We start from the raw sequence: 13,515 nt of genomic DNA on the forward strand, positions 1-13,515 counted from the left end.
TCATTAGGTGACGAATATGATTCGATTTTCCCCATCCTGGAACTATGCTTTGGTTCTCTTTTTTTTGACTTCGTTCACTTTGTATTCGGAAATGGTGAGAATCCCTTCGGGGAAATGGAAACCATTTTTAAAAGACGATTCATTGAAGATCAATAGTGAGATCAAGGTAAATGGTTTTTTTATGGATGTTTACCCTGTCACACAGGGAGAGTTTTATGAATTCACTTTAAAGCACCCCGATTGGAAAAAAGGAAAACCATCCTCTTTGTTTGTAGATGCAGGTTACCTTTCCGATTGGAAGGATGGGAAACCAAAAGAAAAAGATCGATTATCGCCTGTTACCTATATTTCTTGGTTTGCTGCAAAGGCATATTGTGAATCTAAGGGGAAACGATTGCCTACAGAAGCCGAGTGGGAGTATGTAGCAAGTATTCCACCCCAAGGAAAAAACAAAAAAGAGATCGAAGCCGTGATCTTAAAATGGTATGGGGAACGAAGACCAGAAGTTTTGCCAAAGGTTGGAAATTACAAAAATAAGTTAGGTGTGTATGACCAACATGGAATCATTTGGGAATGGGTGTATGATTTTAACAACTCATCTGTCACCGGTGATTCTAGGCAAGATTCTGATATTGAAAGTAGTCTTTTTTGTGGAGGTGGTTCTCTCAAAGCGAACGATTTTACCAATTATGCTTCTTATATGCGTTATGGTTACCGTGCAGGTTTAAAAGGTTGGTACACTGCGAAGTATTTAGGATTTCGATGTGTGGCTGACCAAAATAGTAAGGAAGGTTCTTTATGATTTTTATGAATTCAAAATTTTTTATATCCACTTTGATCCTACTTTTAGGATTTTTTTCTTTCACTTGTGATGATCACAATTCAAGTTCGAGCCACCACCATGAACACGAACCTTTACTCGCCGCAAGTGAACCGGCAAGTGGTAGTTTAATGGAATTAAAAAACCAATGGTCGACAGAAGATGGAAAAGTAGTCAGTTTCGCCAACTGGAAAGGAAAACCATTTCTCATCAGTATGTTTTATGCGTCTTGTATCTCCATCTGTCCTAGGTTAGTCACTGACTTGGAACAAGTGGCAAAAAAAATCCAATCTGAAACGGGTAAAGCCCCCAATGTTATACTGGTAAGTTTTGATTCTGAAAAAGACAAACCAGAGATTTTAAAGGACTATAAAAAGAAAATGGGACTTGGCCAAAATTGGACCTTACTCAATGGAAAGGAAGAGGATGTTCGAATGTTGTCCGTTGTCCTTGGGATCAATTATAAAAAAATGGCAAGTGGTGAATTCAATCATTCTGCAGTGATCACTTTATTTGACAAAGATGGAACCAATGTTTCGCGATTCGAGGGGATCGGAACGAATTCCGAACAAATGGTAAAAATCTTTGCTTCGATGAATTGATTTGTTTCCATCTTGCAGATTTGAATTGTCAAACGATGATCTAATTGGATTTTATCCAATTAGATGAAATCCATTTCTACAAATTTCCGTTTTGATTTTTTTTATTCGATTCTCCTTCTCATTTTATTTCTGAACTTTTTCAATTGCAAAAAAGAAACAGAAACAAACGAAGATTTGGTGACACTTCTTGGTTTGAATATATACGCTCGTTCTTGTGCTGGCCAAAATACTTTCCCATCCAATGGGACAGTGGGAAGTCTCATCCGTTACCAAGTCCGACCTTCCATCACTTCGACTGCGATCACTTCAGATAACAACCCACATCATGTTTACCCACCTCTCTCTAGTGTTACCAAAAAAAATATTCTGTCTGTCTTTTATCCAGGAACTGGTTCCTCTCCTTGTGAAATTGGCGCCATTTTACAACAAGGCGCCTCAAGAGGGTATCATGTCATTGGACTTAGTTACCCCAATAGTGAAGCAGTCAATTCTATCTGCAACCAAGGAGCCGCAAGAAATGATGCAAGCTGTTTTGAAAACTTACGGAACGAAGTAGTGACAGGATCACAAGTTTCATCTTATGTTTCCGTTGACGGAAACAATTCGATTGAGGGTAGACTTTTATCATTATTATTGTATCTGTCTAGAACCTATCCCAATGATGGTTGGGATGGGTTTTTGACTGGTGGGGCCATCAACTGGCCTTCTGTATATGTGGGAGGCCATTCTCAAGGGAGTGGGCATGCAGCATTCCATGGGAAACTTCGAAATGTAGGCCGTGTTTCCATTTATAGTGGAGTTTCGGACTATAGTTTACAATCCGCTTCGATTCCTTCTTGGTTTAGTAATGCGCAAGTAGCTCCTGCTGGTTCCTATTACGGCCTCATTCATGAAAATGATACGGTGGCAAATTTTAGTGGGAACGCAAACCAGGTAACGGATGTTTGGCTAAATCAATTCGGTATGACAGGAGCATTGACAAATACCAATGCGGGTGCACCGTTTGGAAATAGCAAACGTTTGGTGACGACAGCATGTAATGGTATGGGCGCTGCCGTTTTGCATAGTTGTCCCATGACCAATGGTTTCCAAACCATTTGGAATTACATCAGTTATCCTTAAACTTAATCTAGGTTCGTAAAGTTAGAATGTTGGGAGGCGTTTGAAGATCCATTCCGGAATCATTCGAATCCCAAACATGATAAAATACCAAGGCCAACGTATGTATACTTGGTCTTTTCTCCCAAGACCGGCTGTTACAATTTTTTCCCCCGCTTCCTCTGGTTGTAATGTCAACCAAGGAATCAAATTATGACCAAGAGACATCTTGGTGTAGACTGGACCGAGTAGGATCGTCCCTATATGAACACCATTCGGATACACTAAGGCACGTAATCCGGAGAGATAGGTGGTCAAACAAGCCTTCGCACTTCCATAAACATAATTCAATTTCCTTCCCCTTTCTCCTGCCACAGAACTGACAACGGTTATGGTTCCAGATTTTCTCATTTCCATTTGAAGGGAGAATATATTTAATAAAGCAGCAACGCCCGTGAAGTTGATTTGAATGGTTTTTTCTAATTCTCTCCAGTTTTCCCTGGCTCTCTTCTGGTCTTCATAATAACCAACTAGGAAAAATATATGATTGGGAATACCATTCAGCGATGTTACAAACGAATCAAACGAATGCATTTCTGTAATATCCAATTCAAAGATATTCACGACAACATTGTACTTTGAAATGATTTTGGTTTGTAATTCGGATAACTTTTGTTTGTTTCTACCAGTTAAGGAAAGGGAATGTCCTCGTTTTGCCAATGCATCCACTACCCAAATTCCGATATCCGAAGTTGCTCCCACAACTAATGAATGTTCCATCAATTCAATCGAATCCTTTTGACCATTTTTTAATCATATAAACCAAATCCTGCATGAGCAGTGGTTTGGTCATAAAATCATCCATTCCAGAGGAAAGACAATTTTCCTTTTCTTCTTCCATCACATTTGCGGTCAAAGCAATGATAATTGGTTGCCGTTTCAAATTTTTGTTCTTTCTGATTTGTTTTGTGACTTGGATTCCATCGATATCAGGCATTTGAACATCCAGTAAAATCAAATCTGGATTTTCTTTTTCCACTACTTCGAGAGTTTTTTCCCCATTTTCTGCAATGAGTGCAACATAACCCAATTTTTTTAGAAACATTTTAGATACTTTTAAATTGATGGAATCATCATCAGCGATCAGAATTTTCGCAGGGTATTTCTCCGCTAAATTTTTTTCCCAATTGTCGGATTTTAGAAAACTTTGATTCGGTAAACTGTCGCTTGTTGGAATTTCCTCATTACTGACTGAAACTGGGATCTCTACATGAAATACCGATCCTTTTCCTAACTCCGATAAAACGGAGATTTTTCCTGACATTTCTTCTACAATTTTTTTTGTGATGGTAAGACCAAGTCCTGTCCCGTTTGTTTTTCCTGATAGATGGGAATGAATTTGTAAAAATGGTTGGAATAAATCGTTCAATTTTTCATTGGGAATACCAATACCAGTATCTTTGATTTGGAGATTGAGTTTGCATTTTTTTGAATCGATTGGATCTGACCAAACGATCAATGATATGGTTCCGGTTTCAGTGAACTTGATTGCATTCCCCAATAAATTCGAAATTATTTGATTGAATCTCCTTTGGTCAGTGATGATATGTTTTGGAAGGTCTGTATTTGTCACTAACTCAAGATTCACATATTGTGTGTTAATTTTGGATCGAAACAATTGTACCATATCGTTTAAAAATTTCGACAATACAATTGTTTCTAAACGTAATTCAAATTTCCCTGCCTCAAGTTTCGTTAAATCCAAAATATCATTGACGAGTAATAATAAATTTTCTCCACTAAATTGAATCAAACTTAAATATTCTTTTTGTTCATCTGTTAGACTTGTTTGACCAAACATTTGGGTCATACCCAAAATTCCATTCATAGGCGTTCGAATTTCATGACTCATTGTGGATAAAAATGCGGATTTGAATCTGACTTCAGCGAGAGCTAACTCCTTTTCCTGTTTTAGTTTTTCTTTGTTTTTGAAATTTTGGATCATACGATCAGCGATAAACAATGCTTGAGACAAACCAAATACTAAGAATCCATATTGACCTAAATAAGCGGTTCCTTTTTTAGCAAACTCAGTCAAAATATCCAATGAAAAAAGTAACATCGTGGAAACGAGGGAAAATAAAAAGAACCTTGCTCCTGGTTTTTTTACCATCACACCATGAATGATGGGATAAAGAAGAGTGAACAAACCAAGTAGTGAAAGGATTAAATGGTAAGATTGGATTTTGGAATAAATTTGTGTCGGAAAAGGAATTCCAAAGATAAGAATTACTGCGGCAATATAATTCATTTGATAAAAATATTGATACTTTTTATCTGGATACACTTCTTTCACATAACGAACAAAAGATAGGTACAATAAGGTAAAGGAAATTCCATTCACCCTCACCATAAATTCATACATACCCATCGGTATATAATTGTATATGAGACGTGTTTCTCCAATGCTTAAAATTCGAATGGATGCGAGCAAACAAACAAAAGAAAAGTATAAATGTGTTTTTTCATCACGCCAAAATAGAAATAAAACAAAATGGAAAAAAGCGAGAGTTCCCAGTGATGAAAATACTAAAATATCCCGGCTAGTCGCTTCAAAAAATGATTTATTGATACCATCATGAGTTCCAAGTAAATACGGTGTGGCAACTCCACATACATGATAGTGAAAACAAGAAACTTGTATTCTAAGATCAATGAATCCTTTTTCAACTTGAGGCAGAGAAACAGTTTGAATATTGATGTTTGAAATTTCCGATTCAGAATCAAAACCTATTTTTCCTGATTCATAGACCGTTTCATTTCCAACTTGAATTCGAAATGCATTTCTAGTCACACCATTCTGTAGATAAAAAGATTTTGTATTTTCTTTTACCAATATTTTTAAGCGGAGTGTTGCGTAACCATTCGGCAATTTATTTCCCAGGGAATCAGTCCAGTTACCAGGGATTTTTGTATAAGAGGGTTTTTGTTCTTCTTTTGGTTCCCATTGTTTCCAATGGATTTCCCACTCTCCGTTTAAAGGTACATTTCCATATAAATCAAAATTCCAATCCCTACTATCTAAAATTCCAAATTTTGCCATTGGTGGATTTGGCTTTTGAATACAGCCAAAGAAACTGAAGATCAGAAACGAAAACAAAATATTGAGGATGATTTGTTTCACAAGCTTTGCAAGATTTGACGACAAAGAACATCCTAGCATTGCACTCTAGTTTAGAAAAGCTTTGATTTTATTCTGAAAGTCCAAAATAAGGAAAGAAATTAGATTCGGTTTTCGGATGTATCCTAATTTTTTCAATTGATCCATGTTTTGAAATCCTTTGAGTTTTTCTGGATTGGCAACTGTGTAAATATTGCTGATCAAATTTCCTTCAACAGAAATCAATTGAACAAACTTTGGCACTCCATCTTTGTCATATCCGATGATCATAGGGTCACCATTCGCATATCCAAAATAGACAGTAGAAGTATTCATTGCTTTTTTAGTAGTTTGTTTGAGGAAGGTGATCACTCGACTGAGGCCAGGGATTGGAATTCTTGCGGCATGTACTTTGCCACCTCCGTCAGAATATGCAATCACATCTTCTTTGAGTAATTTTGAAAGCGAGTTTGTGTCTTGTTTCGCACAAGCAAGGCTAAACTCCATAAGTAACTTTGCGTGAAATTTTGGATCAGGATCAAATTTTTTCTTACGTTGCTTTAATGCCTGTTTGGCTCGACTCAGAATTTTTCTCGAGTATTCCGGAGTTTTTCCTATGATTTTTCCAATGGTTTCAAAATCAAAATCAAAGGACTCTCGTAATAGCAAAACAGCACGTTCAAATGGATTTAATGTTTCTAAAAGAACGAGGAAAACAAAATTCATTTTCTCTTCATCAACCTCATCAAGCCCATCCCATTTTTCGGGAATCGGTTCTGGCAAATAGGGACCGATATACGTTTCTTTTTTTCTAGATGCTTTTTTTAGCAAATCAAAGGCAAGTCTTGCGACAATACTTCCCAAGTAAGATTTGGGATTTTCTACTATGTTTTTATTGACCGAGAGCCATCTTAGATAACTCTCTTGTAAAATATCCTCTGCATCCACATAACTCCCTGTAATGCGGTAGGCAATGGAGAATAGATATGGTTTCCATTCCAAAAAAGATTCTAAATCATTCAATTTACGACTCTCCTTGTTTCTTTGCGATTCCCAAGTCCAAAATCCTTGGATTCAAAAAGATTTCCTTTCGGCCAAAAATAAAATCGAAAAGGGACTCTCTTTTCCATTTTCAATGAAAATATAGTAAACCGATTGACCGTCTCTTTGATGAGCGCTGCCAATTTTCCTGTGATGACTCTTTCTTTGGGAGAATCATCTCCGTAAGTCCATTGGATGAGGCCATCATTCCTACCGAGAGAAACACATCGTCCAAAAAATTGAAACGAAAAAGGGGACAGTGTTTTTTTCTTCAATGTATTGGTTATCGTATCAGCCACATAGGCACCCATTGGTAGGGCTGTAACACAACCCATTCGTAAAGTTGAATGTTCTAATTTTGCGGCATCACCAGCCACGAATATGTTCTGATACTCTTTGGATCTTAAAAATGGATCTACATAAATTTGATTGCGATCATTTGTTAAAAATCCAGATTCTCTGAGGAGAGGATTTATTAAAAATCCCGTACAATTCAAAAGGGAGTCAAATAACAGTTCCGTGTTGTTTTTAAAAATCAATTTGCCAGAAACAATTTTTTTGATCTCGATTGTTTCAATGATACGAATTCCTAAGGATTTGAATTTTTTTTCTAAGTGATTTTTTCCAGGTTTAGAGAATCTGTTTCCAAAAATATTTTGATCAACCAGTGTGACATTAGTGTTTGGAAATTTTTCTTTCCACTCCGATGCAAGTTCAATACCAGTCAGCCCTCCGCCAAGAATGCATACGTGATGCAATGGTTTCGACTTTTGATTGGCCAAAAATTGATCCAAAGCATCTCGAGATTGGATCGAATTTTCATCTTCCGAATGATTCCTGATCCCGGAGCTTCCAATCGAAACAACTAAAAAATCATACTCAAAATGGTTCACACCTGTTTTTGTCTCCACCATCACTTGGTTTGCATGTGGCAATATTTTGATAATTTTTCCTGGAACAAAATGGATATTCTTTCGTAACAGATTTGGAATGGGGATTTTTTTTTCTTTTGTATGTGCTGCATATTCGTGGAATCGAATCCTTTCTTGGAAAAGAATTGAATCTGAAACAATGAAAATCTCCACATTTTGATTTTGTTTTTCTAAACGATTGGCACAAAGGATGCCTGCATAACCTGCACCCAAAATCACGATTTTAGTTTTCATCAGATACCTCACTACCAAGACGATTGGAGGTAGTGGATTTGTGACAGCCATAGTAAAAAAATGAAGTTGCATTAACAAGCGATATTGGAACAAGATCACCTATGCAGAAATGGAAACAGAAAATTGAATTGATCCTTATTTTTTTCGTACTTTTCCTACCGGGATCAATTCTTTTGGCCCAAGGTTTTGATCGTGGGAATTTGATTTTTTATGGAATGGGAATGGGAGGCGTCGGCAATAATTCGGGTTCCATCCATAAGGGAGTTTTTAATTATAATTTTCCCGGATATCTTGCTGTCAGTACGGTCTCTACGGATATACTCTCTCGATATTCAAGTTATACATTCTACACGGAGATCACAGAAGAAAGGGCAAGGTTATCAAGTAGAGGGGGAGAACTTGGGGTTGAGTATGGATTATTTAAATATTTTGGGATTGGACTTTCTGCCACAAACCAAGTCATCTCTTCTGCTAATTTCCGCACAGTCGATCCAAGAATGGCAACGATTGCTGCGTTGTCGAGTGGCTCAGTTTCCAATCAACTTGACTTACTGAACTATGGAGATGCTTTCCAATTGTTTTTACAAAGAAAGAGAGATTTTTACAGCGCCTTAACTGCAGATATAAATTTATTCTTTCATCTGATTCCAAATTATGCTTTTGACCCGTATATAAAAGTTGGTGGTGGATACGGTTCAGAACTTCTTTATGGTGGGACAACGAATCGTGTGTTTGGTGCTCTTGGGCTACGGTATCATTTTAATGATCGATTTTTTGTTAGTATGGAAGTCGAACATGCAAATACATACATTGTAAATTATAAACCACCTACTTCGGGTTATAGAAACAGAGGAAACTATGAAGAAACTGCTGGAAAGATTGGATTTGGAATCAATTTTTCACTTTCCAAAAAAGATCCTTCAAATGTAGTAGAAGCTCCTCAAAAAGTGATTGATAGTGTATCTTCCGATACAAATTCAAATCAAAACTCAATCAATCAAGAATCCAAACTAGAGCGTTTTGTTTTCTTTGCGAGTGAAATTTTTGATTTACCATCGAGCCGTATCCATTTGGAAGGAAGAGCAAGACTCGATGCGATCGCTAGAAGTTTAGAAAATGAATACAAGGAATATGATATCCTCATCATTACCTACACTTCACCTTACAAGGAAGACCTACCTGGGAATTTTGAAAATTATGACTTAGGGTTTGAACGAGCACAAGCGATCTCTCGGGTACTCCGAGAGAAAGGTGTGAGTCCAAGAAGGATCATCGATTCCACACAAGGATCCGCAATGTACACTGTGGAATCGAAAGAAAAAGTTGTCATCGAACTAAGGAAAAAAATTAAGTAACCAAAGTTTGTAACCCAAGTAAGTCCTCTGTCCGCTTCCGACTGATCGAACAGAGGTCTGGATTTTCTTTCATGGATTCACCAAAGCTTGGAATCATGATTTTTAGTTTTTCTTTCCATTGTTTGGTCTGCATTTCATCTGGAAAACAATCTGATAATACTTCTAACATGATTGCAACAGAAGTGGAAGCACCGGGACTTGCACCAAGTAGAGCCGCTAGAGAACCATCTTTCGAAGAGACAACTTCCGTTCCAAATTCTAAAACTCCTCCTTCTTCTTCATCTTTTTTGATCACTTGGACCCTTTGTCCTGCGACAACAAGTTCCCAGTCTTCTGATTTTACTTCAGGAAAGTATTCTTTTAGAGCTTCGATTCTGTCTTCATGAGATTGTAATGCTTGGCTGATTAAATACTTGGTGAGAGGTAGGTTATGCATTCCTGCTGATAACATAGGGAAAATATTATCAAATTCTAATGATTTGACCAAATCTAAATAAGAACCTTTTTTTAGAAATTTTGTCGTAAAACCAGCGTAAGGTCCAAACAATAATTCCTTTTTCCCTTCAATGATCCTTGTATCCAAATGGGGAACTGACATAGGCGGGGAACCTACATTGGCTTTACCATAAACTTTTGCGAAATGTTCCTTGATGATATTTCGATTCTTACAACGTAACCATTGTCCACTCACAGGAAATCCTCCAAATCCTTCTGCCTCGGGGATATCTGATTTTTCGAGTAGGGGGAGGCTTCCTCCACCAGCACCTATGAAAACAAATTTTGCTTCATGATGTTCTTTTTCATGTGTCTGTAGGTTAATAGATGTTAGGTGCCAGTTCCCATTTTCACTTCTTTCTAAGTCCTTAACGTCTTCGAAATAATGAACATGAACATCAGAGAAACTTTCTAAATACCGAAACATGGCACGAGTGAGTGTTCCAAAATTCACATCAGTTCCTAGGTCCATTTTTGTGGCTGCTACCAATTCGTTTGGATCTCTTCCTTTCATCACGAGAGGGAGCCACTGGGAGATGGTTTCTTTATCTTCTGTATACACGAGTCCACGGAAAAGTTCGTGTTGTTGTAAGGCAGCATATCTTTTTTGTAGGAACCGAACATTTTCTTCTCCCCACACAAAACTATAATGAGGGATTGAATGAATGAAATCTTCTGGATCAATGATTTGTTTGATTCCCGCTAAATAAGCCCAAAACTCTTTGGAAATTTCGAACGATTCTGCGATTTGTAGTGCTTTTTTTGTTTGGATTGAGCCATCTTCGTTCTCGATTGTATAATTCAATTCGCAAAATGCAGAGTGACCCGTACCTGCATTGTTCCAAGCATTGGAGCTTTCTCTTGCTGCTGCATCCAAACGTTCCAAAACAGTGATCGTTAGGTGGGGATTTAATTCTTTTAAAAGAACTCCTAGAGTGGCACTCATGATCCCAGCTCCGATGAGAATCACATCGGATTTTGTTCGAATTGTATCTTTTTCTTTCATTCTATCCTGCTGACGTCAATATTGGTTACTTTCTGTATCAAAAACCTGTCCAATAGATAGGGTTATTTCATTGAAAGCATTCTTCCTATTTTTGTCCGTTCTGACATCCTTACTCGGATTTATCTATTACTATTCTACCTTTCGTTTAATCTCAGGACTTTCACTGAATGGGCCGGTGGTCACATTGATTTTAGTGGGTATTGGAGCACTCGTGCTACTCGTACCTCTCACTTACGTATTCAGTCGAGTATCCAAACGTGAAAAAACCCAAACCTTTTTTGCCTATGTCACATTTACAAATTTTGGTTTTTTCTCCATCCTCTTTACATTGGTTCTACTGATGGACGTACTCCGACTTGTTGACTTTGGCATCGTATCTGATTATTCAAAACTTTTGTTCTCAATGTTACTTCGATTTGGTTTTCCTATCGATGGGGTGACCGAAGTCAAAAACTTTAGTATGGCCTTTTCTACTATCGTCGTGGCAACAGCTCTTAGTTCTTTAGGATTTTATAATGCCCATGTTCGTTTGCGTTACAAACATGTCAAAGTCCCAGGCAAAAATTTACATCCAGACTTACAAGGATTCAAAATTGTTCAGATTTCTGATGTCCATATCGGTCCTACAATTAAAGAAAAATTCCTTCGTCGCGTAGTGGGAAAAATCAATTTAAAGTCACCCGATGTCGTGGTGATTACAGGTGATCTTGTGGACGGGCCTGCAGCAACACTCAAACAACACCTAAGACCTTTAGCTGATATAAAATCAAAGTATGGAGTGTTTTATGTGACAGGCAATCATGAATATTATTCAGGAGTTTTATCATGGTTACCCGAAATTGAAAGATTGGGAATCCGAGTTTTACTGAATGAGAACCAAATCTTAAAAGTAGGGAAAGCAAACTTACTCATGGCAGGTGTGACTGATTTAACTGCAGGAGCAATGATCAAATCACATGCAACTGATCCCAAAAAGGCAATGTTAGGTGGCGAAAATTGTGATTATAAAATCCTTCTTGCGCACCAACCAAATAGTATCTATGAGGCAAACAAATTGGGATTTGATCTTCAAATCTCGGGCCACACTCATGGTGGACAATTTTTTCCAGGCAATATTTTGATCTATTTTGCACAAAAATTTGTCGCAGGACTTCATCGTTATCAAAATACAAATATCTATGTAAGCCGTGGTACTGGGTATTGGGGTCCTCCCTTTCGCTTAGGTGCGCCTTCTGAAGTTTCCGTATTAGAGTTACAATTACAGGATTGAACTATCTTTTCCTTCTCAGGAAACTTCTTCATCCCTGAACAAATAGGATCGTTTGTTCTATCGAGAAAAATTATGAAAAATGGTGATGTCACTTTGCTTTCCTGAAATATTTGACAAACAGATAGGAAGGTTTGTAGGAAATGACAGAGAATCGATTGATCCGGAAATTAACAGTTGCCATTGAAGCTCCATTATACCTTTTAATCTTTCCTTATTTTATAAATTTCTGTTTATTTGCCTCTGGTTTTGACACAGATACTCTGATCCAACTTGCTGTAATCGGAACATTACTCTCGCTTGTACCTTTAGTGCTAGGGATTACCTTACGCAATCGAAGGTTAAAACGTTTACTAAGTTATTCCAAATCATCAAATATTGAAGAAATCTCCAATTTAAAAAAGGGATTATTGGAACACCCTCGCTGGGAAGGTAACGTTATTTTAATCCGATGGTCAGTTTCAATATTAGGTTTTTCGTTTATGGCAGTCACAGTTTTGGGTTTACCTTGGGGAGAAATCATTGCCTTACCTTATGCCTGCGTGATGTTAGTTCCTATAATCTATTTGGCATTTTATTTTCAATCAGAAGTATATTTAAGTGCAGTTTTACGAGATAAAACTTTAGCAAATGTATCCTTAGATGAAAACAAGGTTCGTGTTTTTGGAGTTTTCCAAAGAAACCTGTATACGGTTTTGGCAGTGGCAATACTCCCTATGTTAACTTTTGGTTATTATTTATTTTTAATATTAGCCACAAATTTCAGATCTCCTTACTGGTTTTATCAATTGCCTATTGTATTCGTAATGATGCTTGTGATTATGGTCTATGCTGCTTATGTAGGTAGTAAATCACTAAAGGAAGATATTGGTAACCTCAACCATTCGATTGAAACCTTATCAAAAGGAGAACTTTCAGAATCGATTCCACAACTTTCAGCAACAAATCTTAGTCATACGATTGTGAAACTCAATTTGTTCATGGATTCATTGCGGGTTTATTTTCAGACTGCCAAAAAAGAAGCAGTCACACTTTCTGATACTTCAAGAACGATTTTAAATAAAGGTATCGAAGTAGATTCACAAGTTGTCTCTGAAAAAAATAAAATTGATTCAACCTTTGCTTCTGTCCATCAAATCCAAAGTCTCTCGAAATCCACATACGAACGTGTTCATTCTCAAAAGGTCAAAACCAATTTTTTGGCCAATGAATTAACTCGCGTCACTCAAGAAATGGCGAATCTTTCTAAAAAAGCAGAAGAATTGGTGATCAATACAAATCACTCAATTGGCACTGTAAAAGTATCAGGTGATGCCATTCAATCCGCGTATGAAAAAGTAGAACAGATGAACCAAATGAGTGAAAATATCAAATCGGCAATTTCCATTGTAGAAGATATTTCTGATCGAGTGAATTTGCTTTCATTAAATGCATCCATTGAAGCGGCACGAGCTGGTTCGATGGGGCGCGGATTTGCCGTCGTTGCGAGTGAAGTATCTCGTCTT

Annotated in this window: 11 protein-coding genes (1 of these 11 running past the window's edge); 6 read left to right on the forward strand and 5 right to left on the reverse strand. The window is 37.3% G+C overall.

Annotated features, from left to right (window positions below; genetic code table 11):
• The first annotated feature begins 16 nt into the window (after positions 1-16).
• From LEPBI_RS05230 to LEPBI_RS05240, 3 genes are all read left to right on the forward strand, one after another.
• Complete coding sequence (locus LEPBI_RS05230) at positions 17-802, forward strand: formylglycine-generating enzyme family protein (protein ID WP_012476190.1); 786 nt, start codon at positions 17-19, stop codon at positions 800-802.
• A gap of 5 nt (positions 803-807) precedes the next feature.
• The gene (locus LEPBI_RS05235) at positions 808-1,422 is read left to right on the forward strand and encodes an SCO family protein (protein WP_226992886.1); all 615 of its coding nucleotides are present in this window, start codon (positions 808-810) and stop codon (positions 1,420-1,422) included.
• A 63-nt stretch (positions 1,423-1,485) separates the two neighbouring features.
• On the forward strand, positions 1,486-2,544 hold the full coding sequence (locus LEPBI_RS05240) for a BPSS1187 family protein (RefSeq protein ID WP_012388072.1): 1,059 nt from the start codon (positions 1,486-1,488) through the stop codon (positions 2,542-2,544).
• A 21-nt stretch (positions 2,545-2,565) separates the two neighbouring features.
• Here LEPBI_RS05240 and LEPBI_RS05245 read toward each other — a convergent pair whose 3' ends face one another.
• Genes LEPBI_RS05245 through LEPBI_RS05260 form a run of 4 tightly spaced genes read right to left on the reverse strand, consistent with a single transcriptional unit; the run spans position 2,566 to position 7,887 of the window.
• The gene (locus LEPBI_RS05245) at positions 2,566-3,300 is read right to left on the reverse strand and encodes an SDR family NAD(P)-dependent oxidoreductase (protein ID WP_041769680.1); all 735 of its coding nucleotides are present in this window, start codon (positions 3,298-3,300) and stop codon (positions 2,566-2,568) included.
• A gap of 4 nt (positions 3,301-3,304) precedes the next feature.
• Positions 3,305-5,743, reverse strand: coding sequence for a response regulator (locus LEPBI_RS05250; RefSeq protein ID WP_012476191.1), 2,439 nt, complete (start codon positions 5,741-5,743; stop codon positions 3,305-3,307).
• Positions 5,744-5,749: 6 nt separating this feature from the next.
• Positions 5,750-6,703 carry a sigma-70 family RNA polymerase sigma factor gene (locus LEPBI_RS05255; RefSeq protein ID WP_012388075.1) on the reverse strand — a complete coding sequence of 318 codons (954 nt, stop codon included), beginning with the start codon at positions 6,701-6,703 and terminating at the stop codon, positions 5,750-5,752.
• Positions 6,700-7,887 (reverse strand): NAD(P)/FAD-dependent oxidoreductase, encoded by a 1,188-nt coding sequence (locus tag LEPBI_RS05260; protein ID WP_012388076.1) that lies wholly within the window; start codon positions 7,885-7,887, stop codon positions 6,700-6,702. The genes LEPBI_RS05255 and LEPBI_RS05260 overlap by 4 nt, the downstream gene beginning before the upstream one ends.
• A gap of 101 nt (positions 7,888-7,988) precedes the next feature.
• Between LEPBI_RS05260 and LEPBI_RS05265 the strand changes: the two genes are divergently transcribed.
• On the forward strand, positions 7,989-9,242 hold the full coding sequence (locus LEPBI_RS05265; protein WP_012388077.1) for an OmpA family protein: 1,254 nt from the start codon (positions 7,989-7,991) through the stop codon (positions 9,240-9,242).
• Here the strand turns inward: LEPBI_RS05265 and LEPBI_RS05270 are convergent.
• Positions 9,235-10,743 carry a malate:quinone oxidoreductase gene (locus tag LEPBI_RS05270; protein ID WP_012388078.1) on the reverse strand — a complete coding sequence of 503 codons (1,509 nt, stop codon included), beginning with the start codon at positions 10,741-10,743 and terminating at the stop codon, positions 9,235-9,237. The two genes, LEPBI_RS05265 and LEPBI_RS05270, sit on opposite strands and share 8 nt — an antisense overlap.
• A gap of 70 nt (positions 10,744-10,813) precedes the next feature.
• Here LEPBI_RS05270 and LEPBI_RS05275 point away from each other — a divergent pair, with 70 nt between their 5' ends.
• A complete protein-coding gene (locus tag LEPBI_RS05275) occupies positions 10,814-12,013 on the forward strand; it encodes a metallophosphoesterase (protein ID WP_012388079.1) in 1,200 nt (399 codons plus the stop codon).
• A gap of 140 nt (positions 12,014-12,153) precedes the next feature.
• On the forward strand, positions 12,154-13,515 hold the 5' portion of the coding sequence (locus tag LEPBI_RS05280; protein WP_012388080.1) for a methyl-accepting chemotaxis protein. It continues 420 nt past the right edge of the window; the window shows 1,362 of its 1,782 coding nt (coding positions 1-1,362); the start codon lies at positions 12,154-12,156; its stop codon lies off the right edge, out of view.

The sequence above is a fragment of the Leptospira biflexa serovar Patoc strain 'Patoc 1 (Paris)' genome, assembly GCF_000017685.1.
In the GTDB taxonomy this organism is placed as follows: domain Bacteria; phylum Spirochaetota; class Leptospiria; order Leptospirales; family Leptospiraceae; genus Leptospira_A; species Leptospira_A biflexa.